At 71.9% G+C, this 23624-nt stretch carries 15 protein-coding genes; 4 read left to right on the top strand and 11 right to left on the bottom strand.

What is annotated here, in order from left to right; translation table 11 throughout:
* Position 1 precedes the first annotated feature (1 nt).
* Entirely contained in the window at positions 2 to 3610 is a 3609-nt protein-coding gene (locus tag ABD419_RS11550) for an FG-GAP repeat domain-containing protein (RefSeq protein WP_344486216.1), read from the bottom strand.
* A gap of 240 nt (positions 3611 to 3850) precedes the next feature.
* Between ABD419_RS11550 and ABD419_RS11545 the strand changes: the two genes are divergently transcribed.
* Positions 3851 to 6004, top strand: coding sequence for a (Fe-S)-binding protein (locus ABD419_RS11545; RefSeq protein WP_344486624.1), 2154 nt, complete (start codon positions 3851 to 3853; stop codon positions 6002 to 6004).
* A 125-nt stretch (positions 6005 to 6129) separates the two neighbouring features.
* Here the strand turns inward: ABD419_RS11545 and ABD419_RS11540 are convergent, their stop codons facing one another.
* The 6 genes from ABD419_RS11540 to ABD419_RS11515 all read right to left on the bottom strand — a co-directional run bounded on the left by ABD419_RS11540 (position 6130) and on the right by ABD419_RS11515 (position 14466).
* Positions 6130 to 6672, bottom strand: a complete 543-nt coding sequence (locus ABD419_RS11540; RefSeq protein ID WP_344486213.1) for a nucleoside deaminase — start codon at positions 6670 to 6672, stop codon at positions 6130 to 6132.
* Between the two features lie 4 nt (positions 6673 to 6676).
* Positions 6677 to 7183: a tRNA adenosine deaminase-associated protein gene (locus ABD419_RS11535; protein ID WP_344486210.1), complete on the bottom strand. Its 507-nt coding sequence runs from the start codon at positions 7181 to 7183 to the stop codon at positions 6677 to 6679.
* Positions 7184 to 7652: 469 nt separating this feature from the next.
* On the bottom strand, positions 7653 to 9026 hold the full coding sequence (locus ABD419_RS11530) for a PrsW family intramembrane metalloprotease (protein ID WP_344486207.1): 1374 nt from the start codon (positions 9024 to 9026) through the stop codon (positions 7653 to 7655).
* The gene (locus ABD419_RS11525) at positions 9023 to 9394 is read right to left on the bottom strand and encodes an STAS domain-containing protein (RefSeq protein ID WP_344486204.1); all 372 of its coding nucleotides are present in this window, start codon (positions 9392 to 9394) and stop codon (positions 9023 to 9025) included. Before ABD419_RS11525 ends, ABD419_RS11530 begins: the two co-directional genes overlap by 4 nt.
* Positions 9395 to 9487: 93 nt before the next feature.
* Entirely contained in the window at positions 9488 to 10042 is a 555-nt protein-coding gene (locus ABD419_RS11520; RefSeq protein ID WP_344486201.1) for a response regulator, read from the bottom strand.
* Positions 10039 to 14466, bottom strand: a complete 4428-nt coding sequence (locus tag ABD419_RS11515) for a HAMP domain-containing protein (RefSeq protein WP_344486198.1) — start codon at positions 14464 to 14466, stop codon at positions 10039 to 10041. The genes ABD419_RS11520 and ABD419_RS11515 overlap by 4 nt, the downstream gene beginning before the upstream one ends.
* 250 nt (positions 14467 to 14716) lie before the next feature.
* Here ABD419_RS11515 and ABD419_RS11510 point away from each other — a divergent pair, with 250 nt between their 5' ends.
* Together ABD419_RS11510 and ABD419_RS11505 are read left to right on the top strand one after the other, a co-directional pair.
* Positions 14717 to 15688: an LPXTG cell wall anchor domain-containing protein gene (locus ABD419_RS11510; protein WP_344486195.1), complete on the top strand. Its 972-nt coding sequence runs from the start codon at positions 14717 to 14719 to the stop codon at positions 15686 to 15688.
* A gap of 148 nt (positions 15689 to 15836) precedes the next feature.
* The gene (locus tag ABD419_RS11505) at positions 15837 to 17864 is read left to right on the top strand and encodes a SpoIIE family protein phosphatase (protein ID WP_344486192.1); all 2028 of its coding nucleotides are present in this window, start codon (positions 15837 to 15839) and stop codon (positions 17862 to 17864) included.
* A 66-nt stretch (positions 17865 to 17930) separates the two neighbouring features.
* Here the strand turns inward: ABD419_RS11505 and ABD419_RS11500 are convergent, their stop codons facing one another.
* Positions 17931 to 18893 carry a C40 family peptidase gene (locus tag ABD419_RS11500; protein ID WP_344486189.1) on the bottom strand — a complete coding sequence of 321 codons (963 nt, stop codon included), beginning with the start codon at positions 18891 to 18893 and terminating at the stop codon, positions 17931 to 17933.
* Between the two features lie 344 nt (positions 18894 to 19237).
* On the opposite strand from ABD419_RS11500, the gene ABD419_RS11495 reads away from it, so the two are divergent.
* Positions 19238 to 19753 (top strand): cysteine dioxygenase, encoded by a 516-nt coding sequence (locus ABD419_RS11495; RefSeq protein WP_344486186.1) that lies wholly within the window; start codon positions 19238 to 19240, stop codon positions 19751 to 19753.
* 106 nt (positions 19754 to 19859) lie between these two features.
* Here the strand turns inward: ABD419_RS11495 and ABD419_RS11490 are convergent, their stop codons facing one another.
* The 3 genes from ABD419_RS11490 to dacB form a co-directional block, all read right to left on the bottom strand.
* Entirely contained in the window at positions 19860 to 21320 is a 1461-nt protein-coding gene (locus ABD419_RS11490; RefSeq protein ID WP_344486183.1) for an NAD(P)H-hydrate dehydratase, read from the bottom strand.
* A 29-nt stretch (positions 21321 to 21349) separates the two neighbouring features.
* Positions 21350 to 21721, bottom strand: coding sequence for a holo-ACP synthase (locus ABD419_RS11485; protein ID WP_344486181.1), 372 nt, complete (start codon positions 21719 to 21721; stop codon positions 21350 to 21352).
* Positions 21722 to 21938: 217 nt separating this feature from the next.
* Complete coding sequence (dacB, locus tag ABD419_RS11480) at positions 21939 to 23507, bottom strand: D-alanyl-D-alanine carboxypeptidase/D-alanyl-D-alanine endopeptidase (protein WP_344486178.1); 1569 nt, start codon at positions 23505 to 23507, stop codon at positions 21939 to 21941.
* Positions 23508 to 23624: the final 117 nt, after the last annotated feature.

Raw genomic sequence — 23624 nt, 5'->3', positions numbered from 1 at the left:
GTTATGCGATCTGGTCCATGCCGGCCCAGCCGGTGCCGATGACGACGGAGCCGGTGTAGGTGCCGGCGCCGTTGCCCTTGTACAGGTAGAGGCTGCCGTTGGTGTGCCTCGCGACCCAGTCGACGTGGCCGTCGCCGTTGAAGTCACCCACGGCCGCGATCGTGTTCATCACGTTCCAACCGCAGCCGATCTGAACCCCGTTCTTCACCCCACCAGCGGGCTTGCCGGCATAGAAGTACAGGCAGTTGTCCGAGTTCTTCCGGGCGATGACGTCCGCGATCCCGTCATGGTCGAGATCCCCGACCGCGGTAATCAGCGACATGCCGTTCCAACCGGTCCCGATCAACACACGGGCACCGTGGGAACCCGTCCCGGTGCCCGGGTACAACCACAGGTTCCCGGTGGCGGACTCGCGGGCGACGAGGTCGACCTTCCCGTCCCCGTTGTAGTCCTGCCCGGACACGATGGCGCTCATCGCGTCCCAACCGCCACCGACCCGGATGCGGCCGCCGTGGTAGTACCCGCCGTCGCCGGTGCCGGGATAGACGTAGAGCACTCCGGTGGAGGCGACCCGGCCGAGGAGGTCGTCGTGGCCGTCGCCGGTCAGGTCGCCGGCGGTCTCGATCAGGTCGAGGTCGCCGAGGAGCGGGCCCCACTCGACGCGGGGCCCGAAGGCCCCAGTGCCGGTGCCGCCGTAGAGGTAGGTCTCGTCGCTGCTGCCGTTGCGGGCGATGAGGTCCGTGTCGCCGTCGTTGTCGTAGTCGTACGCGCCGTCGGTGTCGGCGACGGGGAGCCGGTTGGCGCCCCAGCCCGAGGCGATGACGCGGCCGGCTTTGAGTGCGAAGCCGTTCTCCTTGAGCGTCTCGATCTCGAGCTGACCGGTCTGGGACTCGATCCGGACGAGGTCCGCGTAGCCGTTCTCGTCGAGGTCTCCGGCGCCGGTGAAGTGGCTGTACACGCTCGGGTCGGTGCTGTCGGGCAGGAGGTCCCACACCGCGCTGGTGCGCGGGAAGGCGCCGGTGCCGTCGCCGTAGTACAGGTGGTATCCGCCGGTGCGGCCGTTGCGGACGAGGAGGTCGAACTCGCCGTCGCGGTCGGTGTCGTCGAGGGCCGTGACGGTGTCGATCGAGCCCCAGCCGGTGCCGACCGCGGTCGCCACGGAGAAGCCCCCGTCACCGCGCCCGGGGTAGAGGTAGAGCTTGTTGTCGGACTTGCGGACGGCGAGCACGTCGTTCTTGCCGTCGCCGTTGAAGTCCCCGCCTGATGTGAAGATCCGGACGGCGTTCCAGCCGGTGCCGACGTGGATCCGCGCGTCGAACCCGCCATCGCCGTCACCAGGGTAGGTGTAGAGGTCCCCGGTCCTGGTGTCCCGGGCGAGGAGGTCGGGGAGGCCGTCGGCGGTGAGGTCGCCGGCCATGACGACGTCCATGGACCCCCACCCCGCGCCGAGGGAGACGGGTGCTTTGAGGGTGCCGTCGCCGTTGCCGCGGTAAAGGAGGAGGTGGCCGTCGGACTTGCGGGCGGCGACCAGGTCCTGGTGGCGGTCGCCGTCGAAGTCGTTCTGGTCGTGGGAGGTGAGGAGGGTGCGGGTGTCGCTCCACACCGTGTTCGCGATGTCGGAGGCGCTGAACGACACCGTGGTCTCGTTCTCGGTCAGCTCCAGCTCGAAGGAGGCGACCGACTGGCCGTCGAGGTGCACGGTCTGCGGGTCGCAGGCGGCCGCGAGGCACTCGACGCGCAGCTTCGAGGTCGCGCCCGCGAAGTCCGGGTCGGTGGCCTCGACGTCGAAGCCGACGGTGTCGCCGACGTACAGCGGGCTGCCCGACTGCTCGATGCCGACGATCTCGGGCTTCACCGAGTCGACGGTGAGGTGGCATGAGGGTGAGCGGTACACCGTGCTGCCCTCGTCGTCGAGGATCGCGAACTCGATCGCGTACCGCCCGGTGGGGAGCACCCCGGCCTCGAGGCGCTGCTCCGGCTGTCGGCCCTGTACGAGCCAGACGGGCTCGGTCGAGAGGACCGTCTCGCCGGTGTCGCGGTCGTCGAAGTCCGCGGTCCAGGTGTAGCCCGCCCCGACAGGCGTGAATTCGGCGAAGAAGCCGCCGTACGGGAGGTAGGTCGGGCCGAAGACCGCCGGCTGGTCCGGGTTCTCGTCGCAGCGGCTCTCGTCCGGCGCGAAGTACTCGACGCCGAAGGCGTCGTAGTAGACGTCGAGGCGGGCGGAGCCGCCGTGGAAGCGCGCCTTCTCGGTGCTCTCGGTCATCCCGAAGGCGATCTCGGTGACGTCAGCACCGTCGGCGAGTGCGGTGGTCACGGCATCGGTGACGTCGTACTCGACGACCTCGTCCTCGCATTGCGCCGCTGTGGGCGCACCGACGGGTTCGGGCCGGTTGTTCCAGGTGACGTCGGGCCGGTAGCCGTCCACGGGCACCAAGTCCGGGGTACGGCAGGTGAACTCGCCGTTCTCGTCTGGGGCCAGGTCGATCGAGAACGTCGCCCGGTCGACTGATTGGTGCCACTCGTGGGTCTCGTCGTACCGGTGGATCTCGTCGATGTGCTCCGTGAAGAAGTTCCAGTACGAGGCGGATTCTGAGGTGTCGGTGCAGTCCGCGGCGAAGCCGTCGCAGTAGGGGCCGACGCCGGCGTCGCCGCTCCTGTCAGGGTGTTCGAGGAAGCTCGCGTCCGTGCCGGCGCCGATGCCCCGGTAGGCGGCGAGGTCGGGGGCGGCGGAGGAGACCGCGCCCCATTCGCCGATGCCCGGTCCCCGGTAGGCCCACTGCGTGGTGACCGTGAGCGGGAACGCGGTGGTCTCGAGGGCGCCGGCGGGCAGGGTCAGCGCCAGCGCGTCGTCATCGCCGAGCTCGAGTCCGACCGGTGTGAACGCGCCGTTCGCGTCGAGTCCGGTGAACGGCGTCGTCTCCACGGCGCCGATCTCGCGGACCGACTCGATCGGCATGCGCAGCGACCCGTTCTCGAGGACGGCGTCGTCGGCGTCCTGGAGCCGCAGCCCGGAGGAGAGGTCCTGCCATGCCTCGGCGTCGTCCGCGGTGAACCGCAGCTCCGCGGTGCCGATGTCCATCTCCACACGCAGGTCCAGGCCGGGCGCCAGCTCGTCGTAGACGGCCGTGGTGTCGGCGTAGGTGGGCGTCGGGTCCGCGCCGTTCCAGTCCAGGACGCCGCCCCAGGAGAAGAACAGCGGCTGCGTCTTGTCGATGTTCTGGAGCCAGAAGCTCCAGGCGGAGGTGCGCTGCGTGAGCCCGCCGTCGAATGCCATCAGGCTCGGATCGACGTCGGACTCGTCGCCGTTCCAGCCGGTCGGGGCGGCGGTGGCCTCCAGGTGGTACTGGCCTTCCGGCGTGGCGTAGAGCATCGAGTACGGGTCGGAGCGGGTCGACACGCGGATCTCGAATCCGCAGTATGCCGCCGCTTCGAAGGCGCGGGCCATGCTCGGGCTCCGCCGGTCGTCGCGAATCGCGTCGCAGTCGAACTCCTCCTGGGCCGAGGCGGTGCCGACCGGGTAGGCGAGGAGGGTCGCACCGAGTACGACGGCGGCGGCCGCGGCGCGGCCGATCGCGCGGCGGGGGCGCTTCTGGCGGGAAGCGTCGTTCATGCAGATGTCCTATGGGGGGTTGTGGGAGGGGTTGACGGGTGCCGGTCCGAAGGTGCGGCTCCGTGTACACGCGCGGCGTGTGGAACCGGTTGCGGGGGAGACGGGCGGTTCATTCGCATGGCGGTTCGACAGGATGGCTACCGATCAGTAACATGTAGGGTGATCGGCAGCATCGCACTGTCGTGTGACAGCACGGTCGTGTGGGAACACGCCGTGTGGAAGCACCGTCGAGAGGTCGCCATGGGAGTCGTCCAGATCGTCACGGCCGTGATCGCGTTCGCGTACACCGCGCTCGCCGTCTGGCTGTTCGTCCGCGCCGGGCTGGGAATGCTCGCGCTCGTCAGGCTCGGAGCGCCGGACCTGACCCGGAAGGGCGACCGCGGCACGCGGGTGAAGACGATGCTGCGGGAGTCGCTGGGCCACACCAGGATGCTCCAGTGGCACTGGGTGGGCCTGGCCCACTGGGCCGTGTTCTTCGGGTTCTTCCTGCTGTTCCCGGCCCTCCTCCAGTCGTATTTCGAGGTCCTCAACCCCCACTGGGCCCTGCCGGTGGTCGGCCACTGGAGCCTGTGGCTGCTCGGCTCGGAGATCCTCACGGTGCTCACCGGCGTGGCGATCCTCGCGCTCTTCCTCGTCCGGATCTTCCGGCAGCCGCGCGCGAACAAGGTGCCGCCGCAGGGCACCGCGTCGGACGCCGGACAGCGGCGCTCGTCGTCGCGGTTCGAGGGCTCGCGGCAGTGGATGGCCTTCTACATCGAGGCCACGATCTTCACGATCGTCCTGTCGCACATGACGATCCGCACGATCAAGGTGGCGCTGGGCGACATCGAGCACGAGTGGACCTCCCCGGTCTCCTCGCTCGTCGCCGGCGTCTGGGACGGCGCCTCCGAGTCGTCGCTGCTGACGGCCATCACCCTGGTCGCGCTGCTCGACATCCTCGTGTCGTGGACGTTCTTCCTGATGCTGGCCCTGCACCCGTCGATGGGCATCGGCTGGCACCGGGTCACGGCCTTCTTCAACATCTACTTCAAGCGGAACGCGGGCGGCGCGGTCTCGCTGGGCGCGGCCAAGCCGATGCTCGTCAAGGGCGAGCCGGCGGACTTCGAGGCCGCCGACCCGGAGACGGACCCGTTCGGCGTCAACGTCATCACCGACTTCTCATGGAAGGGCCTGCTCGACTTCTCCACCTGCACCGAGTGCGGCCGCTGCCAGTCGCAGTGCCCCGCGTGGAACACCGGGAAGCCGCTGTCGCCGAAGAAGCTCGTCACGGACCTGCGCGACCACCTGTACGAGCAGGCGCCGTACCTGAAGGCCGCGGCGCTCGCGAAGGAGCGCGGCGGGACCGCCGTGGAGATCGAGCCGATCTCGATCATCGGGTCGGTCATCGACCCCGACGTGCTGTGGTCGTGCACGACCTGCGGCGCGTGCGTCGAGCAGTGCCCGGTGGACATCGAGCACGTCGACCACATCCTGGACCTGCGCCGCAACATGGTGATGATCGAGTCGGACTTCCCGGCCGAGGCGCAGACGATGCTCCGCAACCTGGAGAACAAGGGCAACCCGTGGGGCGAGAACCCCGCGCAGCGCCTCAAGTGGGCCGAGCCGCTCGACTTCGAGGTGCCGATCGCCGAGGCCGGCGGGGACTGGGAGTACCTGTACTGGGTGGGCTGCGCCGGGGCGTACGACCCCAAGGCGCAGAAGACCTCCCGCGCGGTGGCGACGCTGCTCCACGACGCGGGCGTCAAGTTCGCGGTCCTCGGCGAGGCCGAGACGTGCACGGGCGACTCGGCGCGGCGCATCGGCCACGAGTTCATGTACCAGATGCTCGCCGAGCAGAACGTGGAGACGCTGAACGAGGTCGGCGCGGTCAAGATCGTCGCGACCTGCCCGCACTGCCTGAACACCATCGGCAACGAGTACGAGGACCTCGGCGGGAACTACGAGGTCGTGCACCACACCGAGCTCCTCGGCGACCTCGTACAGGCCGGGAAGATCACCCCGGTCGAGCAGCACGAGGGCAAGCTGACCTACCACGACCCGTGCTACCTGGGCCGCCACAACCGGATCTTCACGCCGCCGCGCGAGCTGCTCGGCACGTTCTCCGAGGTCACGGAGATGCCGCGCAACAACGAGCAGTCGTTCTGCTGCGGCGCGGGCGGCGCCCGCATGTGGCTGGAGGAGCCGATCGGCAAGCGCGTCAACCGCGAGCGCGCCGACGAGGCGGTCGCCACCGGCGCGAACACCGTCGCCGTGGGCTGCCCGTTCTGCTCCACGATGCTCCGCGACGGCGTCGCCGACGCGGGACGCGAGGACGTCGAGGTCATCGACATCGCGCAGCTGCTGGCCCGCAGCCGCGAGGTGAAGGCCGAGAAGGCCGCCACCGCGCCGGAGTAGCGGCCCGAGCGGCGCATCACGACTGTCGGACCCCCGTGCCACCCTTGGCATCGGGGGTCCTTCGCTTGTCCGGTTTGAAGGCTGAAGCCGGGAGACCGCTAGTTCGGACTCCGTCCCCTGAGCTTCTAGTTCGGATTCCGTCCGAAATGCTCCCGCAGCAGGGCCGCGGACTCGTCTTCGAGGACGCCCGCGTAGACGTCGGGGTTGTGGTTGAGGCGCGGGTCGCGGACGACGTCCCAGAGGGAGCCGACCGCGCCGGTCTTGGGTTCCCAAGCGCCGAACACGATTTCACCCACCCGGGCGAGGACCGCGGCGCCCGCGCACATCGTGCACGGCTCCAGGGTCACCACGAGGGTGCAGCCCTCCAGCCGCCAGCCGTCGCCGTGGACGGCGGCGGCAGCGCGGAGGGCGAGGACCTCGGCGTGCGCGGTCGGGTCCCCGAGGGCTTCGCGGGCGTTGGCGGCGGCCGCGAGCTCGCGCCCGTCGGGGCCGACGACGACGGCGCCGACGGGCAGGTCGGGCCGGGGAGGGACCGGGGTGCGGTCGGCCTGGCGTGCCGGGCTGCCGGGCCGTGGGTGCGCCTCGCCGCCCGCCGGGAGGCCGGTGCCGCGCGCCGCGTCGAGGGCGCGCCGCATCCAGTGCTCGTGGACCTCGCGGCGGGACTGCATGGGGCTACGCGCCGGTGGCGTCTTCCAGGGCCTCGGCGAAGCCGACCGACTTCGCGACCTCGGAGACGACGTCGGAGGGCATCATGCCCTCCTTGGCGCACAGGGCCAGCAGGGTCGATCCGGGCACGCCCAGGTCGCCCAGGAGGTCCGCCTCGCCGACGGGCTCGGCGTCGAGCTCGGTCGGGCGGGCCGCGATGGACTCCTCGTCCTCGGAGTCGATCTCCTCGGTGTCCTCGGGCTCGAGGTCGCCCAGGAGGGCCTCGCCCAGGCGCGACTGCGACGCGTATTCGGCGTCGGAGCCGAAGGTGCGCAGGTCGTCGCCGTTGTCGAGGCGCATCACCGTCAGGTACTCGTCGTCGGCGTCGACGAAGAGCAGCGTCAGGTCCGCGTCAGGGAAAGCCTCACGCATGACCTCGGCCGCGTCCTCGACGTCGGCAACAGCGTCGAGGTCGACCTCTGCGGCCTCCCAATCGTCGCCCTCGCGGCCCACAGCCACAGCGAAATACGACACGATCCGTCCCCGTCTTCTCACTCAATGGAACCAGCGCCGGAGCGGCGGCTGTCCGAACGACCTACTGAAGGATGTGGCGGCCCGCGGTCGATGTAACCACAGGATCCAATCGCCGGTCAGCAAAAGATACAGCTCGCATGAGAGTCCGGTGACCCCAGCGGCCGTCCCTGCGACCGCCGATACGCCGACCGCCGCCCCGCGGTCACCGTAGCGCGCCAGCGCGGCTGCGGCGACAGCCCCGATCGTACTCGCGGCCAAAGTCACCCAGGCGAAGCCCGCCCCGGTCAGCGCCCCGCTGTCCGAGCCCTTGGCGTAGGCCAAGAGCCACAACAGCACCCAGAGGCCGGACAGGGCCGCGCCGGCGGCCACGGGGCCGACCCGGACGGGATGGGGCTCCCTCCAGACGGGGCGACCGGTGCGCCGCTGCGGCGCGTCGGACGCGGTCCAGGAGGTGGGCCCGATGGGTCCCTCATGCATAGGTGACAGGGTACGCAGGGGGAGGCGGGGGCGGGGCGAGCGGCAGCGGCATGACCGGCTGCGCGGGCGGGTCGACGGGGCGCATCTGGCCGTCGGGGAACGCCACGTGGTAGCGGCGGCCGTCCCACAGCGCGGGCGGGGTGCGCGGGTCGCGGCCGACGTACGCGGTGCGGGCGGTGTTCATGCGCTGCACGCCTTCATGGACCTGATGCTCGCTCCAGGGCGCGCCGATGCTCGCGAGGTCGTACTGCTCGGCGACGTCGGAGGCGGCGCGCTGGAAGTCCTTCATGGCGGCCTCGCCGGGCTTCCCGGCCCAGCGCAGGGCCCAGGCGCGGGCGGCGGCGCGGCGGGAGAAGCTGGCGAGGGAAGCGAGCTCGGGCGGGGAGATCTGGGCGGCCGCGACCAGGGGCGCGAGGGCGGTCTGGGTGCGGCGGGCGTCGGCGGCGCGGAGCCAGAGGGCGGCGCCGACCATGGTGAAGAACAGGGGCGCGAGGAACGCCGGGTAGAGGGCGAACCAGAGCGCGGGCATGTCGAGGGCGACGCCGAGGACGCTGGAGCCGTTCCAGAGGGCGTGGAGTCCCATGCCGCACAGCAGCATGCCGATGATCCAGACGGCCTGGCGGCCCTTGCGGCCGGGGAGGCGGGCGGCGCGGCCGAGGCCGATCGCGGAGAGGCCGGTCATGAGGGGGTGGGCGAACATGGTGGCGAGGCCGCGGACGACGACGAGGATGGTGACCTGGGCGATGCCGGCGGCGTCGTCGAGGGAGGCGCCGTAGACGTAGGCGCCGGAGGCGTAGAGGACGTTCTCGGCGACGGCGAAGCCGGCCCCGGCGAGTCCGCAGTAGACGATGGCGTCGAGGGTGCCGGTGAGGTGGCGGCGGGCCGTCCAGTAGACCAGGAGCGGGCCGAGGAGCTTGGCGATCTCCTCGATGACGGGCGCGGAGATCACGGCGGCGAGGTTCTGGTCGAGGCCGTTGCGGTGGAGGAGGACGGCGACGCCGGTGTTGACGCCGAGGGCGATCGCGGTGGCGACGCACGCGCCCCAGCCGAAGCAGAACGCGAGGACGAGCCAGGGGCGGCGCCGGTAGCGGCCGAGCCACAGGAACGTGCCGACGAGGATCGGGGCGGGCAGGAGCGCGGCGATGAGGCCGACGGCGGCGGCGCGGGCGCCGGAGCCGTCGACGATGGCCCAGCCGAGGACGATGAGGCCGCCGGAGAACAGGCCGAGCGCGCCGGTGACGATGAGGGCCCGGTTCTTCCCGGCGAGGCCGGCCCAGGCGAGGGCGATGCCGACGATCGCGAGGCCGCCGGCGATGGCGAGGACCGTCAGAAGCGTCACGGCCGCTTCGGAGAGGGCGGTGGTCATCGGGCGGGCTCCTGGTCGGGGGCGGCGCCGGGCCCGGACTCCTCGGGGTCTTCGCGGATGACGAAGTGGTCGCCGATCCCGGAGACGGCGAGGAGCCGCTTGAGGAATTCGCCGAGGTTCGCGAGGACGAGGACGGCGCGCGAGCGGGCGGCGGCGCGGGCGAGGATGACGAGGGTGCCGAGACCGCGCGAGTCGCAGAAGGTCACGCCGCGCATGTCGAGGACGACCCGCACGGGGTCCTCCGCGAGCGCGGCGTCGACGGCGCCGGTGAGGCGCGGGGCGGTGTGCAGGTCGATTTCGCCGGTCAACGCCACGATCGTCTCGTTCGACTCGCGGTATACCGAGATGTCGAGCTTCTGGTGCACCACGGCACAACCCTAGCCGGTTTTCCGCCGCGGCAGGAGTCCCGACCGCATCACGAACGCGAATCGTTGTCGCGGTTGCGGTTCGAACACGGACGGTCAGACGGCCCCGGCCTCCAGGAGGGCGAGGATGCGCTGGATCTCGGGGTCGTCGTCGCGGCCCTCGTGCCAGGCGGCGAGGGCGGTGCGGGCCTGGTCGAGGCGGGTCGTCAGGAGGCCCTCGCGCTCGCGGAGGTCCTTGGTGCGCTCCGAGGTCTGCCGCAGGGCCTGGCCCTGCGCCCACAGGTCAATGAACACCTTGACCTTCGTGCGGAGCATCCACGGGTCGAACGGCTTCGTGATGTAGTCCACGGCGCCCACCGAGTAGCCGCGCATCGCCAGGTGCGCGTCGCGGTCGGCGGCGGTCAGGAAGATGATCGGCGTGTGGCGGGTCTTCTCGCGCTGCTTGATGTGCCGCGCGGTCTCGAAGCCGTCCATGCCCGGCATCTGGGCGTCGAGGAGGATCGCCGCGTAGTCCTCCGAGAGCAGCCGCTTGAGCGCCTCCTCCCCCGAGGTCACCGCGATCGTGTTGACCGGCAGCCCCTGGAGGATCGCCTCGAGGGCGAGGAGGTTCTCGGAACGGTCGTCAACGAGCAGGACGCGGGCGGTGCTCATGCAGTGCCTCCAGAGGTCGGTTCGCCATTGTCGCGCCCGGTCGCGCCGCGCGGGTCCGCGGGTGCCGCACCGTGTGCGCCGCCGCTCCCGTTCGCGCCGATCCAGTGCGACATCGTGTCCAGCAGCAGGTCGAGGTCGACCGGCTTCGTCAGGTACGCGCTCGCGCCGGCCTCCACCGACTGCTCCCGCTGCTCGGCCAGCGCCTGCGCGGTCAGGAACACGATCGGCAGGTCCTCGAACTGCGGCATCCGCCGGATCACGCGCGTGGTCTCGTTGCCGTCCATGCCCGGCATCATCGAGTCCATCAGCACGATGTCGATCCCGGGGTGCCGCTGGAGGGCGTCGATGCCGTCGGCGCCGTTCTCGGCGTAGTGGACGTCGATGCCGTGCAGCTCCAGGGCCGCGGTGAGCGCGAAGACGTTGCGGATGTCGTCGTCGACGATGAGGACCGTCATCCCCTCCAGGTGCTGCGCGGCCGCCGACGAGGACGGCGTCTCGGGCGCGCCGGTGAGGATGCCGGGCTCCACGACCGGGATCGGGAGCTCGGCGGGGATGAGCGGCAGGTCGCCGTCGGCGTCGATCTCCACCGGCACCACGAACGTGAACTTGGAGCCGTGGTCGCCGGTGTGCTCGATGAACACGTCGCCGCCGAGGGCGTTCGACAGGGACTTCGAGATCGACAGGCCGAGCCCGGTGCCGCCGAAGTTGCGGCGGGTCGTGCCGTCGGCCTGCTGGAACGGCTCGAAGATGATCGACTTCTTCGCCTCGGCGACGCCGATGCCGGTGTCGATGACGCTCAGGGCGATCCGCTCGGCCGCCGCGTTCAGGTGCGGGGCGTCGAAGCGGAGGTCCGCGGGGACGCGGCGCACCGCGAGGGTCACCGAGCCGACCCGCGTGAACTTCACCGCGTTCGACAGGAGGTTCCGCAGGACCTGCTGGAACTTCTGGCCGTCGGTCTGCATGAGCTGCGGGACGCCGGTGCCGACGTCCACCTTGAACTCGAGGTTCTTGTCCTCGGCCTGGGGCCGGAACGCCGCCTCGATGTCGCCGAGGACCTCCGCGAGGTCCACCGGGTGCACCGACACGACCATCCGCCCGGCCTCGATCTTCGACAGGTCGAGGATGTCGTCGATGAGGGTGAGCAGGTCGGTGCCGGCGTTGTAGATGGTGCGCGCAAACTCGACCTGCCGCTCGGAGAGGTTCCCGTCGGTGTTCTCCGACAGGAGCCGCGCGAGCAGCAGCAGCGAGTTCAGGGGCGTGCGCAGCTCGTGCGAGACGTTCGCGAGGAACTCCGACTTGTACTTCGAGGCCTGGGCGAGCTGGTCGGCCTTCTCCTCGATGTCCTTGCGGGCGGTCTCGACCTCCTCGTTCTTCAGCTCGATCGCCTTGTTCTGCGCGGACAGCAGCTGCGCCTTCTCCTCCAGCTCGACGTTCGTCTCCTGGAGCCGGTTCGACTGAGCCCGCAGCTCCTGCGCCATCCGCTGGGACTCGCGCAGCAGCACCTCGGTGCGGGCGTTGCCCTCGATGGTGGCGAGGGTGACGCCGACGTTCGGCGCGAGCGCGTCCAGGAACCGCTTGTGGAGCCCGGAGTACGTGTTGAAGGAGGCGAACTCGATGACGCCGCGGACCTTGTCGCCGAACTGGACCGGCAGGATGATGAGGTCGGTGGGCGTGGCCTGGCCGAGCCCGGAGGAGATCTCCAGGTAGCCCTCGGGGATGTCGTGCAGGTGGATCGTCCGCTTCGACGCGGCGGCCTGCCCGACCATGCCCTCGTTGTCCTCGATGAGCTTCTTCTCGCCCGGGTTCGGGTGCCCGTAGACGGCGTTCAGGCGGTACGTGACGTGCCCGGCGACGTCCTCGTGGCGGACGTAGAACGTGGAGGTCTGCGCGTCGATGAGCGGCGTGACCTCGTCGAGGACCATCCGGGTGACCTCCTCGACGCCCCTGCGGCCCTGGAGGAGCGAGGAGATGCGGGCGAGGTTCGAGTTGAGCCAGTCCGCGTCGGTGTTCTGCCGGGTCTTGTCCCGCAGCGCGGTGATCATCTGGTTGATCGACTCGGTCAGGTCGGCGATCTCGCCGGCGGCCTCGAAGTCGACCGACTGGGTGAGGTCGCCGCGGGCCACGGCGTGCGCGACGTTCGCGATGGCGCGCAGCTGGAGCGTCAGCGTCGCCGCGAGCGAGTTCACGTTGCGGGTCAGGGCGAGCCACGTGCCGGAGACCCCGGCGACCTCGGCCTGGCCGCCGAGGTTGCCCTCGACGCCGACCTCGCGGGCGACGCGGGTGACCTCCGTGGCGAAGCTGGACAGCTGGTCGACCATGGTGTTGACGGTGGTCTTCAGTTCGAGGATCTCGCCCTGGGCGTCGACGGTGATCTTCTGGTTCAGGTCGCCCTTGGCGACCGCGGTCGTCACCTTCGCGATGTCGCGGACCTGGCTGGTCAGGTTCGACGCCATCGAGTTCACGTTGTCGGTGAGGTCCTTCCAGGTGCCCGACACGCCCGGCACGTTCGCCTGGCCGCCCAGCTGCCCCTCGGTGCCGACCTCGCGGGCGACGCGCGTGACCTCGTCGGCGAAGGACGAGAGCCGGTCGACCATCGCGTTCATCGTCGACTTCAGTTCGAGCATCTCGCCCTGCGCGTCGACGGTGATCTGCCGGTTCAGGTCGCCGGCGGCGACGGCGGAGGCGACGGAGGAGATGTTCCGCACCTGGCTGGTCAGGTTGGAGGCCATCGAGTTCACGTTGTCGGTGAGCGCCTCCCAGATGCCGGAGACGCCCTGCACGTTCGCCTGCCCGCCGAGCTTCCCGTCTGTGCCGACCTCGCGGGCCACGCGCGTGACCTCGTCGGCGAACTGGGACAGCTGCGCCACCATCGAGTTCAGCGTCGACTTCAGCTCCAGCATCTCCCCCTGCGCGTCCACGGTGATCTGCCGGTTCAGGTCGCCGTTCGCGACCGCGCTCGCCACCGAGGAGATGTTCCGCACCTGCGCGGTGAGGTTCGCGGCCATGAGGTTGACGTTCTCGGTGAGGTCCTTCCAGGTGCCGGAGACGCCCGGCACGTCGGCCTGGCCGCCGAGGCGGCCCTGCGAGCCCACTTCGCGGGCGACGCGGGTGACCTCGTCGGCGAAGCGCGAGAGCTGGTCGACCATGGTGTTCACGGTGCTCTTGACCTCGGCGACCTCGCCCTGGGCGTCGACGGTGATCTTCTGGTTCAGGTCGCCCTTGGCGACCGCGGTCGTCACCTTCGCGATGTTGCGGACCTGCTCGGTGAGGTTCGCGGCGAGCTGGTTCACGTTCTGCGTCAGGTCGCGCCAGGTCCCGGACACGCCGAACACCTGCGCCTGGCCGCCGAGGCGGCCCTCGGTGCCCACCTCGCGGGCGACGCGCGTGACCTCGTCGGCGAAGTTCGACAGCTGGTCGACCATGGTGTTGACGGTGGTCTTCAGTTCGAGGATCTCGCCCTGCGCGGGCACGGCGATCTTCTGGTTCAGGTCGCCGCGCGCCACCGCGCCGGTGACCTTCGCGATGTCGCGGACCTGGTCGGTGAGGCTCGATGCCATGTCGTTCACCGACTCGGTGAGGTCCTTCCAGGTGCCGGACACGCCCGGCACGTCGGCCTGGCCGCCGAGCCGGCCCTCGGTGCCCACCTCGCGGGCGACGCGCGTGACCTCGCCCGCGAAGACCTGGAGGGTCTCGGTGAGCGAGTTGATCGTGTCGGCGAGCTCGGCGACCTCGCCGGACGCCTTGACGGTGATCTTCTGGTTCAGGTCGCCCGAGGCGATGGCCTGCGTCACCGTCGAGATGGACCGGACCTGCTCGGTCAGGTTCGAGGCCATGGTGTTCACCGCGTCGGTCAGCGACCGCCAGGTGCCCGACACGCCCTGCACGTCCGCCTGCCCGCCCAGCGCGCCCTCGGTGCCCACCTCGCGCGCCACGCGCGTGACCTCGCCCGCGAACGAGCGCAGCAGCCCGACCATGCGGTTGACGGTCTCGCCGAGGCGCCGGAACTCGCCGCGCAGCTGCGTGCCGTCGATCTCCAGGGCCGCCTCCTGCGACAGGTCGCCCGCCGCGACCGCCTCCAGCACCCGGCCCAGCTCCGTCGTGGGCCGCACCAGGTCCTCGACCAGGCGGTTCACGCTCGCGGCGCCCTCGGACCAGCCGCCGTCCAGGTGCTCGATGACGAGCCGGTGGTTCCACGACCCCTCCTGGCCCACCGCGCGGGCGATGAGCGCGAGGTCGCGGGTCTGCCGGTCGGCCTGCTCGACCACGGCGTTGAACCGGTCGACGACCTCCCCGGCCAGGCCCTCCCCGCGTGGCAGCCGCACCGAGAAGTCGCCCCGCTCGACGGCGCCCAGCGCATCGGCCAGGCTTCGGAGCAGGTCGGACTCATCGGTCGGGTTCGCTGTACGGGAAACGGTGTCCGTCATGGCGTGGTTCCTCAGCTGCGGAGACAGGCGGCCCTTCCAGGTTGTCACATCCTGGGGGCAAACGTGAAGGCAGGTTACTCAGCGAGAGGTGCCCGGTCACCACAAGTCACGGAAAGAAAAGCGACGACTACACGCAACCGCTGTCCACTGAGGCGCGTTTATACCAGTGCAGCGCTCCTTCGGACCCGCTATGACCCCAGCGGAAGAGCAGGACGCCGCACCCCCCAACGAAGAATCGCATAGGAGACGTATGTCCACCCTCAACAAGACCGGTCTGCGCCTCGCCGCGGCCGGGGCCGCGGCGGCCCTCGCGCTCGCGGCCGGCGCCCCCGCGTTCGCGCAGGAGGAGACCCCCGCCGACGAGGCCACCACCCCGGCGGAGACCGCGACGGAGACCGAGGCCGTCGAGACCGAGGAGGAGGAGAACTCCGAGGTCGAGGAGGAGAAGGACCCCGCCGAGGCGGAGGTGCCCGAGGCCGAGGTCCCCGAAGGGGAGCTCCCCGAGCAGGAGGAAGAGGAGGACGGCGCCGACGAGGGCTGGGAGCACGTGTACTCCTACCAGTACCTCGACCAGATCCTCCAGGGCGCGAACGAGGGCGAGTCCGTCCTCGCGCAGCCCGAGTTCTACGTCGAGGAGGCGGCCGCGAACCCCGAGCTGACCGCCGCGACGATCCTCGTGTTCACCGACACGATGAGCCTCGAGGACCTGCTCGTGGACGGCTCGTGGAACCTCACCCACCACGCCTACGCCGCCCCCGGGTACGACAACTGCACCATCTGGGAGTGGGGCGCGACCTGCATCGTGACCGACTTCGCGGCCGAGGCCGGGAAGACCTACACCCCGTCCGAGGCGACCCCGCTGTACTACGACATCGTCGGCGAGGTCGACGCTGACGACGCCGCCGCGTACTACGCGGTCGACCTCGACGCCGCGGGCCTCGAAGAGGCCCTCGCCGAGGGCTGGTACGACCTCGAGAGCGACAACCAGCTCGAGCTCGTCGAGACCGAGGGCACCGAGGGCGACTGGTTCCTCGACTTCGGCCTGTTCTACTTCGAGGCCGACCTGGTCCTGCCGAACCTCCCCACCGCCGAGGAGCCGGGCCTCCCGGTGACCGGCAGCTCCTCGATCGTCATGATCTCCTCGGCCGCCGCCGCGCTGCTCGCGGGCGCCGTGGTGTTCCTGGTCCTGCGCCGCCGCAGGGCCGCCGAGAACTGGGAGTAGGCCCCCGGCGCCGCGAGGCGCCCCGGCCGCATGCGACACGACGGCCGCCCCGGNCCCGGGCCCCCCGTTCCGCTGCCGGGCGCAGGGGCAGGTAGACGGGCCCGAACGGGTGCGGCGGGCCCGGGCGGCCCGGGCATAGACTGGCCCGGTGACGTACCCCGAGAGGGCAGCCCGCCGGCTGCGGCTGCCGGCCGACGACCGCTCCCCCGCCGCCGCCCGCGCCGCCGTCCGCGCGGTCCTCGCCGAGGCCGGACTCACCGAGCTGCTCGACGAGACCCTGCTGCTCACCACCGAGCTGGCGACGAACGGCGTCGTCCACGCCGGCACCGACATCAACCTGACGGTGGCCGCCGACCCGATCGGCGTGCGCGTCACCGTCACCGACTACCGCTCCGGCGGCATCGACCCGCTCGAGGCGGCCATGCCGGAGGTCACCGCCGAGGGCGGCCGCGGCCTGCTGCTGGTGGACCGGTTCGCGTCGTCGTGGGGGACCACGCACGACCAGACCGGCAAGTCGATCTGGTTCCGCATCGACCGCGACCCCGACAAGCCGCCGGCCCCGCGCCCGCTGCCCGACGTCGGGAACGGCGAGTCCGCGCCCGACCTCGCGCAGCTCGCCGCGCTCCTCACCGTCGCGCCCGCGCTCCAGTCGCGGCTCCCGGTCGACCAGATCGTCACCGAGCTCCTGGCCCGCTGCCACGACGCGACCGCCGCCGACGGCGGCGCCATCGAGTACGACGCGGGCGACGGCACCGGCACCCAGGTCATCGCGAAGTTCGGCGACGTCGGCACCGCCGCCGTCGCGGCCGCGCTGCCGCTCACCGCGCCCGCGAACGGCCGCCTGCTCCTCGCGGGCGAGCCGAAGCCGTCCTGGCGGCCCCTGGCCGAGCTCGTCGCCGAGCGCGTCGCCCTCGCCGTCCAGATCGACCGGATGCGCACCGACGAGCAGCGCCGCTCCGGCTGGCTCACGTACCTCGCCGAGGCCGGGGAGCTCCTGGCGCACTCCCTCGAAGAGCACCTCACGGTCGCGCTCATCCCGCAGCTCATCGTCCCGCAGCTGGGCCGCTGGGCGGCCGTCCACCTCACCGGCGACGGCGCGGGCCTGCGGCTCGCCGCGCTCACGCACGTCGAGGAGGGCGAGCTCGAGCACCTGCGCACCCGTCTGGAGGGGGCCGCGCCGCCGCTCGCGGCCGCGCTCACCACCGACGGGTGGACGGGCATGGAGCTGCCGGTGCCGCGGGGCCTCGACGGCATCGCGGTGCCGCTGTCGGCGCGCGGCGCGACCATCGGCGTCCTCACCGTCGGCCGTCACGCCGACCGCCACCACTCCTCCGAGGAGCGCGCCGTCGTCGCCGACCTCGCGAAGCGCTCGGCGCTCGCGCTCGACAACGCCCGCATCCACGCCGAGCGCCAGGCCGTCGCCCACGAGCTGCAGGCCGCGCTCATGCCCGGGTCGCTCCCGGACGTCACCGGGATCTCCTTCGCCGCCGAGTACCTGCCCGCGACCGCGCGGCGCCTCCCCGGCTCCGGGCCGGGCCCGGTCGCCGGCACCGAGGTCGGCGGCGACTTCTACGACGCGACCGAGCTGCCCGACCACCGGCTGTGGGTCGCGATCGGCGACGTGTGCGGCAAGGGCGCGCAGGCCGCGGCCGTCACCGGCGTCGTCCGGGACGTCCTGCGGGTCATGGCCCGCGACGGCCGCCCGCTCCCGCGCGCGCTCGAGCTGCTGAACGCGACGCTCCTGGAGCAGCCCGGCGAGCTGCGGTACGCGACGATCGCGTCGGCCCTGCTCGACCGCGGCGACGCCGGGTCGGTGCGCGCGACCCTGTGCCTGTCGGGCCACGAGCGGCCGCTGCTGCTGCGCGCCGCGGGCGGCGTCGAGTGGGTGGGCCGGGAGGGCACGGCCGTGGGCCTGTTCCCCGACGTCAAGGTCAATCCCGAGGAGGTCCGCCTCGACGTCGGCGACGCCCTCGTGTTCTTCACCGACGGCGTCACCGAGCGCCGCGACGGCAGCGCCATGTTCGGGCACGAGCGCATCGAGCGGGCCGTGCGCGGCGCCGCCGGCAAGAGCGCCCGCCAGATCGCGACCGCGCTCCTGGAGGCGGTGGAGGCGTTCTCCCCCGAGTCGCCGCGCGACGACATCGCGATCCTCGTCGTCCGCTGCGACCCCGCCTGACCCGCGCATGCGAACGGCCCCGCGAGAGGTCTCGCGGGGCCGTGGTGCTGGAGGGGCGCGCGGCGCCTAGTCCTGGAGGACCGTCGCGGCGCCGTAGTAGGAGTTGCCGTGGTCGAGCGACACGACCTTCACGTACGTGGAGGAGTTCGGGGCGTGCACGACCAGGCCGTTGCCGATGTACATGCCGACGTGCGCCAGGTTGTTGTAGAAGACCAGATCGCCGGGCTGGAGCTCGTCGCGGCTGATGTGCGCGGTCTGGCTGTACTGGGCGGCGGCGTTGTGCGGCAGGTTGATCCCGATCTCGGCGTACGCGCCGAGCATGAGGCCCGAGCAGTCCCAGTTGTCGGGGCCGGCCGCGCCCCACACGTACCAGTCGCCGCGCTGCGCGAGCGCGAAGTTGACGACGGCGAGCCGCTCGTCGGACATGTGCGGCAGGTCGAACTCGTTGACGGCGTCGCCCGCGACGGTCTGCCACTCCTCGTTGAGCTCGTCGATCCGCTCGGTGAGCTCGTCGGACTTGACCTCGAGGGCCTCCTTGTCGACGGCGAGGTCGGCCTGGAGGTCGGTGAGGAGGTCGAGCTGGGTCGTGTACTCCTCGGAGGCGGCGCGCAGCTCGTCCATGAGCGCGAAGTTGTACAGGTTCGCGGAGTTGAGCCGGTCGAGGCGCTCGACGAACGCGTCGGGCGAGCCGGCGTCGAGCAGCATCGCGGCGTCGCCGATCCCCTGGTCCACATAGGTGGACTGGATGTAGGCGGAGAGCTGGTCGCGCAGCGAGTTCAGGTTCGTCTCGGCGTCCTCGAGGTAGACCTGGGTCTCCTCGATGAGGTGCTCGTTGTCGTCGATGTCCTGCGAGAGCTGGTTGTACTCCTCGACCGCCGCGGCCAGGTCCTCGTCGGTCTGCTCGATCTCGTCGTTGACGTCGCCGGTGTCGCGCTGGGCCCAGGCGGGAGCGGACGCGGCGGACGAGATGAGGAGGCCGCCGATCACGGCGGCTGAGGTCCACTTGCGGCGGACGGACGACTGCTTCACGAGGAGGGCGCTCCTTCGGGATTCGGGAGGTCGGGACGCGTACCGGGGGCTTCTCCGAGGGTGGGCCCGCACCGGCGCGATACGACGGCGCCGCGGAGCCGAACATGAGCCTAGCGCGCCGGTTTCCCCTCCGGTAGCCCCCGGTCGTGACAAATTCGCAGCGTAGTGAGGCTTCCACCGTTGGTGTGTCGCTCCTGTGAGTTGCCTGGGAGTTGCTACGATGACGGGCATGGCCTTCCTGTCGTGTCCCTGTCGCCGCTGTCACCAGCGCTGACCCGCCGCGGGCGGCTCGGCGCGCCCAGACACCGACAACCGTTCCGACGCACCGAAGGTCGTTCTCCCGTATGCGCACGTCCGCCGTGATCCCCGCCGCACCCGCCGTCCCGCTCGACGCCGCCGTCCTCGACGGCCCCCGGCTGGAGGCCCTCGCCGGCTGCTACGCCGCGAACCTGACGCTCCGCCCGCGCTTCACCCGGGGCAGCCGCTGGGCCCGCCGGGTCCTCGCCGGGCCCGGCCACGAGGCGTGGCTCCTCGCCTGGCTGCCCGGCCAGGGCACCGAGCTCCACGACCACGGCGGCGTCGCCCGCCCGGCCGCGGCCGCCGTCGCGGTCGTCTCCGGGAGCCTCACCGAGTTCACCGTCGCGCCCGGCGACTTCCCGGGCCTGCGCCGCAAGCCGCTCGCGGCGGGGGACGTCTCGGCGGTCGACGACCGCACCGTCCACGCGATGCGCAACGACTCGGACGCGCCGGCGGTGAGCCTGCACGTGTACTCGCCGGGCCTGGAGGCCATGCGCACCTACCTGCTGGACGAGACCGGCCTGGCCCCGTCGCGGATCAAGCGCGCGGGCGAGGACTGGTAGCGCCGGAGCGCACGCCGATGGGCGGGGGCGCGAGCTCCCCCGATACTCAAGCCTCCCTCGCGGGTCCGACACCGCCGGCGGCGCTTACGAACCGCATCGCCCCGCCCTACGTGCGGGCGGCGCCCAGCACCTCGCCGACCGCGGCGGGCAGGGCCCGGGCGAGGTCGGAGGCGGTGACCGTGCGGTGCTCCCTCGCGGCGACGCCCCCGGCCCGGCCGTGGAGGAACGCGGCGGCGACGGCCGCCCGCACCCCGTCCATGCCGGACGCCAGGAGCGAGGCCATGAACCCGGCGAGCACGTCCCCGGAGCCGGCGGTCGCCAGCTGCGGGCGCCCGGTCGGGTTGGCCCAGACCGTGCCGTCGCTGGCGGCGACGACCGTGTGGTGGCCCTTGAGGAGGACGGTGCAGTTGAGGCGCTTGGCGAGTGCGGCCGCGGCCGCGCCGCGGTCCTCGCTCGGCGGCGAGCCGTAGAGCCGCTCGTACTCGCGGTCGTGCGGGGTGAGGACCACGGGCGCGTCGCGCTGGGTGAGCACCGACGGGTACTCGCCGATCAGGGTCAGGGCGTCGGCGTCGAGGACGACCGGCGCGGGGGAGACGAGCACCGACCGCAGCTCGCCGAGGGCGGCCTCGTCGGTCCCGAACCCGGGCCCGGCCAGCCACGCCTGCACCCGGCCCGCCTCCTTGACGGTGGGCGTGCACACCACCTCGGGGTGGCTGCGGCGCACGTAGTCGCCCGCGGCGCCCGCGTACCGGACGTACCCGGCGGGCCCGGCGAGGGCCCCGCCGGTGGCGAGGACGGCCGCGCCGGGGTACCGCTCGGAGCCGGCGGCGACGCCGACGACGCCGCGCGTGTACTTGTCGTCGTCGGGTCCGGGCCGGTGCCACCAGTGGGCGAGGTCCGACTCGGAGGCGACGCGCACCGCCGGGTGCGGGTCGAGGTGGGGGCCGAGGCCGATGTCGACGAGGACGAGCCGGCCGGTGCGGAGCGCGGCGCGCCCGAGCACGTGGCAGGGCTTGTAGGAGCCGAACGCGACGGTGACGTCGGCGGTGACGGCGCTCGCGGGGACGGCCCCGGTGTCGACGTCGACGCCGGACGGGACGTCGACGGCCACGACGGTGCCGGCGTCGATCCGGTGGAGCTGGTCGATGGCGCGCCCGGGGAGCCCGGGGCGGCCGCCGATGCCGAGGACGCCGTCGAGGAGCAGGTCGCAGCGGTGCGGGGGCTGGGCGACGAGGCGCCCGCCCGCGCGGGTGAGGGCCGCGGCGGCGACGGGGTGGACCCGGTCGCCCATGACGGGGACGGCGAAGACGCGGGCGCCGCGCCGGGCGAGGCGGGCGGCGGCGAAGAGCGCGTCACCGCCGTTGTCGCCGGGTCCGGCGAGGACGGTCACGGTGGACCCGTACACGCCCGCCCGGCCGGTCCGGGTGGCGCGCCGCTCCCGGAGGATCGCCGCGCACTCGGCGGCGAGCCCGGCCGCCGCGCGCTGCATGAGGGTCCCGGGCGGGAGCTTCGCCATCAGCTGGGCTTCCGCGCGGCGGACCGCCGCTGCTGACCATGCACCGTCCATGGCTGTCCCTCTCCGGAACCTCGTCGGCCTCAGGCCGTCTCCGCGATCACCACCGCTGTCGCTATACCGCCATCATGCGACAGCGAGACGTGCCAGCGCGAGACGCCACGCTGGGCGGCGACGGCCGCGACCGATCCGGTGATCTCCAGGGACGGTCGCCCGTCCGGTTCGGAGAGCACTTGGCAGTCGGCCCAGCGCATCCCGCCGGGGGCGCCGAGGGCTTTGGCCACGGCCTCCTTGGCGGCGAAGCGCGCGGCGAGGGACTCGGTGCGGCGTCGGCGCCCGTCGGGGGCGCTTCGCTCGGCCTCGGTGAAGAGCTTGTCGGCGACGTGGGGGGTCCGCTCGAGCACGCGCTCGAACCGGTCCACCGCCACGACGTCTATGCCCACGGCGACGATCACCCGTCAAGAGTGCCACGGGATCGGGCGTCCCGCCCCCGTTCGGGCGGGTTCATCCGCGAGCGTGCGGTTCTGCCCGCCGGCCGGTCAGGAGCGGATGTGGACGGTGCGTGATCGGGTGGGGCCGTTCGGTGTCAGCCGTCCGGTCGCGGCACGCGGCGGCGGGCGGGGCCCGGCCGCGTTCGCGGCCGGGCCCCGGTTCACTTGGCGCTCAAGGCGGTCAGCAGGTGCTGGGCTCGTACCAGGAGCACTCCCAGTCCGCGGGGAGTTCCGCGGCGGGCTCGGCGATCTCCTCGGCCTCGGCCGCGAAGGCCGCGATCTCGGACTCGGTCGCGTCGGCGCCGTGGGAGGCGATGGCGACCGCGATCTGGTCTTCCAGTCCCTTGATGTTGCTGGTCAGGAAGTCGTTGAACATGATCGCGAACACGAGTTCGCGGCCGTCGGCGTCGGTGGCGTACCCGGCGAGCGCCGAGACGGAGGTCATCGACCCGGTCTTGGCCCGGACGTTCCCGGCGGCCTCGGTCCCGCACATGCGGCTCGCGAGGGTGCCGTCGACGCACGCGACCGGGAGCGAGCCCTGGAAGGTGTCGAACCAGGACGCGTCCTGGGCGCCGATGAGCAGGTCGGTGAGCATGTCCGGGGTCAGCTGGTCCCAGCGGGACATGCCGGAGCCGTCGACCTGGCGGATCGGGCCGGTGTTCACGCCGTAGTCGTCGATCGCGCCGTACACGCCGGCCTTGCCGGACGCGAAGGTGCCCAGGCCGGTCTGCGCGAGCCCGACGGCCTTGAAGAACGCCTCGGCGTACAGGTTGTTCGAGGGCTTCATGAGGTCGACGGTGAGGTCCGCGAGGGGCTCGGAGTCGTGCCAGGCGAGGACCTCGCCGCCCTGGGGCGCCTCTTCGTGGAGGCGCACGTCGCCGTCGAGGGTGATGCCCTCGGCGGCGAGCGCGTCGGCGAAGACGTCGGCGACGAGCCCGGTCGGGTCGATCACGGAGCGGGTGGCGAAGGTGCCGGAGGTCCCGGCGGCCACGGTGCCCGAGACGCGGATGGTGTTGGCGTGCTCGTCGCGGTTGACGACGACGTTGGTGGCGGTGCCGGTCGTGGCGGTGTTCACGACGGTCACGTAGTCGGTCGCGGGGACCGTCGTGACGACGGCGGGGGCGCCGGAGGCGGTGCCGGGCTTGACGAACACGCGGACGGTGCCGGGGAAGTGGTCGGTGCCCGAGCCGATGGTGAGCGCGGAGATCTCGGACGCGGAGGTGTACTGGAGGTCGCCCCAGGCCCACTCGTCGCCGTGGCGGACCGCGTCGAAGGCGGTGTCGTCGGCGACCAGGTCGCCGGCCACGGTGGAGACGCCGAGGTCGGCGAGGTCGGCGGCGAGGGCCGCGAAGTCGGCCTGGAGGAGCGAGGGGTCGCCCGTGCCGCGCAGGTACAGGTCGCCGTCGACGACGCCGTCCACGGGGCGGTCGCCGAGGACGTCGGTGGTGAAGGTGTAGTCCTCGCCGAGGACCTCGAGCGCCCCGGCGACGGTGGAGAGCTTGTTCGTGGAGGCGGGGATGGCCCGCTGGTTGGCGTGGTGGTCGTAGACGACCTCGCCGGTGGCCGCGTCCTTGACGACGATGCTCGCCTGGGAGTCGGTGACCTTGGGGTCCTGGAGGATCGCGTCGATGGCGGCGGCGAGTGCTTCATTGCCGGTCGGCTGGGCCTGGGCGACGGTGGTCGCCGCGATGACCATGGCGCCTGCGGCTGTGACCGCCGCCGCGCCCGATATGAGGGTACGTTTTTTCACACCCGCGAGCTTAAACGGTTCGCACGCCTTGCGGTGTTCGCACAGAAGTGTCCATTATCGCCGCACCCGGCGGGCAACCGAAACGGCGGCAGGGGCGTATACCTCCTGCCGCCGTTG

Origin of the sequence: Glycomyces endophyticus, from assembly GCF_039531525.1 — a bacterium.
GTDB lineage: Bacteria > Actinomycetota > Actinomycetes > Mycobacteriales > Micromonosporaceae > Glycomyces > Glycomyces endophyticus.
Note: the sequence above shows the minus strand (reverse complement) of the source record. Positions and strands in the feature narration are given on the sequence as shown.

Excerpts from the sequence above, each read along its gene's own strand:
- ABD419_RS11550 (WP_344486216.1), bottom strand. The coding sequence starts at position 3,610 with ATGAACGACGCTTCCCGCCAGAAGCGCCCCCGCCGCGCGATCGGCCGC.
- ABD419_RS11545 (WP_344486624.1), top strand. The coding sequence starts at position 3,851 with ATGGGAGTCGTCCAGATCGTCACGGCCGTGATCGCGTTCGCGTACACC.
- ABD419_RS11540 (WP_344486213.1), bottom strand. The coding sequence starts at position 6,672 with ATGCAGTCCCGCCGCGAGGTCCACGAGCACTGGATGCGGCGCGCCCTC.
- ABD419_RS11530 (WP_344486207.1), bottom strand. The coding sequence starts at position 9,026 with ATGACCACCGCCCTCTCCGAAGCGGCCGTGACGCTTCTGACGGTCCTC.
- ABD419_RS11520 (WP_344486201.1), bottom strand. The coding sequence starts at position 10,042 with ATGAGCACCGCCCGCGTCCTGCTCGTTGACGACCGTTCCGAGAACCTC.
- ABD419_RS11515 (WP_344486198.1), bottom strand. The coding sequence starts at position 14,466 with ATGACGGACACCGTTTCCCGTACAGCGAACCCGACCGATGAGTCCGAC.
- ABD419_RS11510 (WP_344486195.1), top strand. The coding sequence starts at position 14,717 with ATGTCCACCCTCAACAAGACCGGTCTGCGCCTCGCCGCGGCCGGGGCC.
- ABD419_RS11495 (WP_344486186.1), top strand. The coding sequence starts at position 19,238 with ATGCGCACGTCCGCCGTGATCCCCGCCGCACCCGCCGTCCCGCTCGAC.
- ABD419_RS11490 (WP_344486183.1), bottom strand. The coding sequence starts at position 21,320 with ATGGACGGTGCATGGTCAGCAGCGGCGGTCCGCCGCGCGGAAGCCCAG.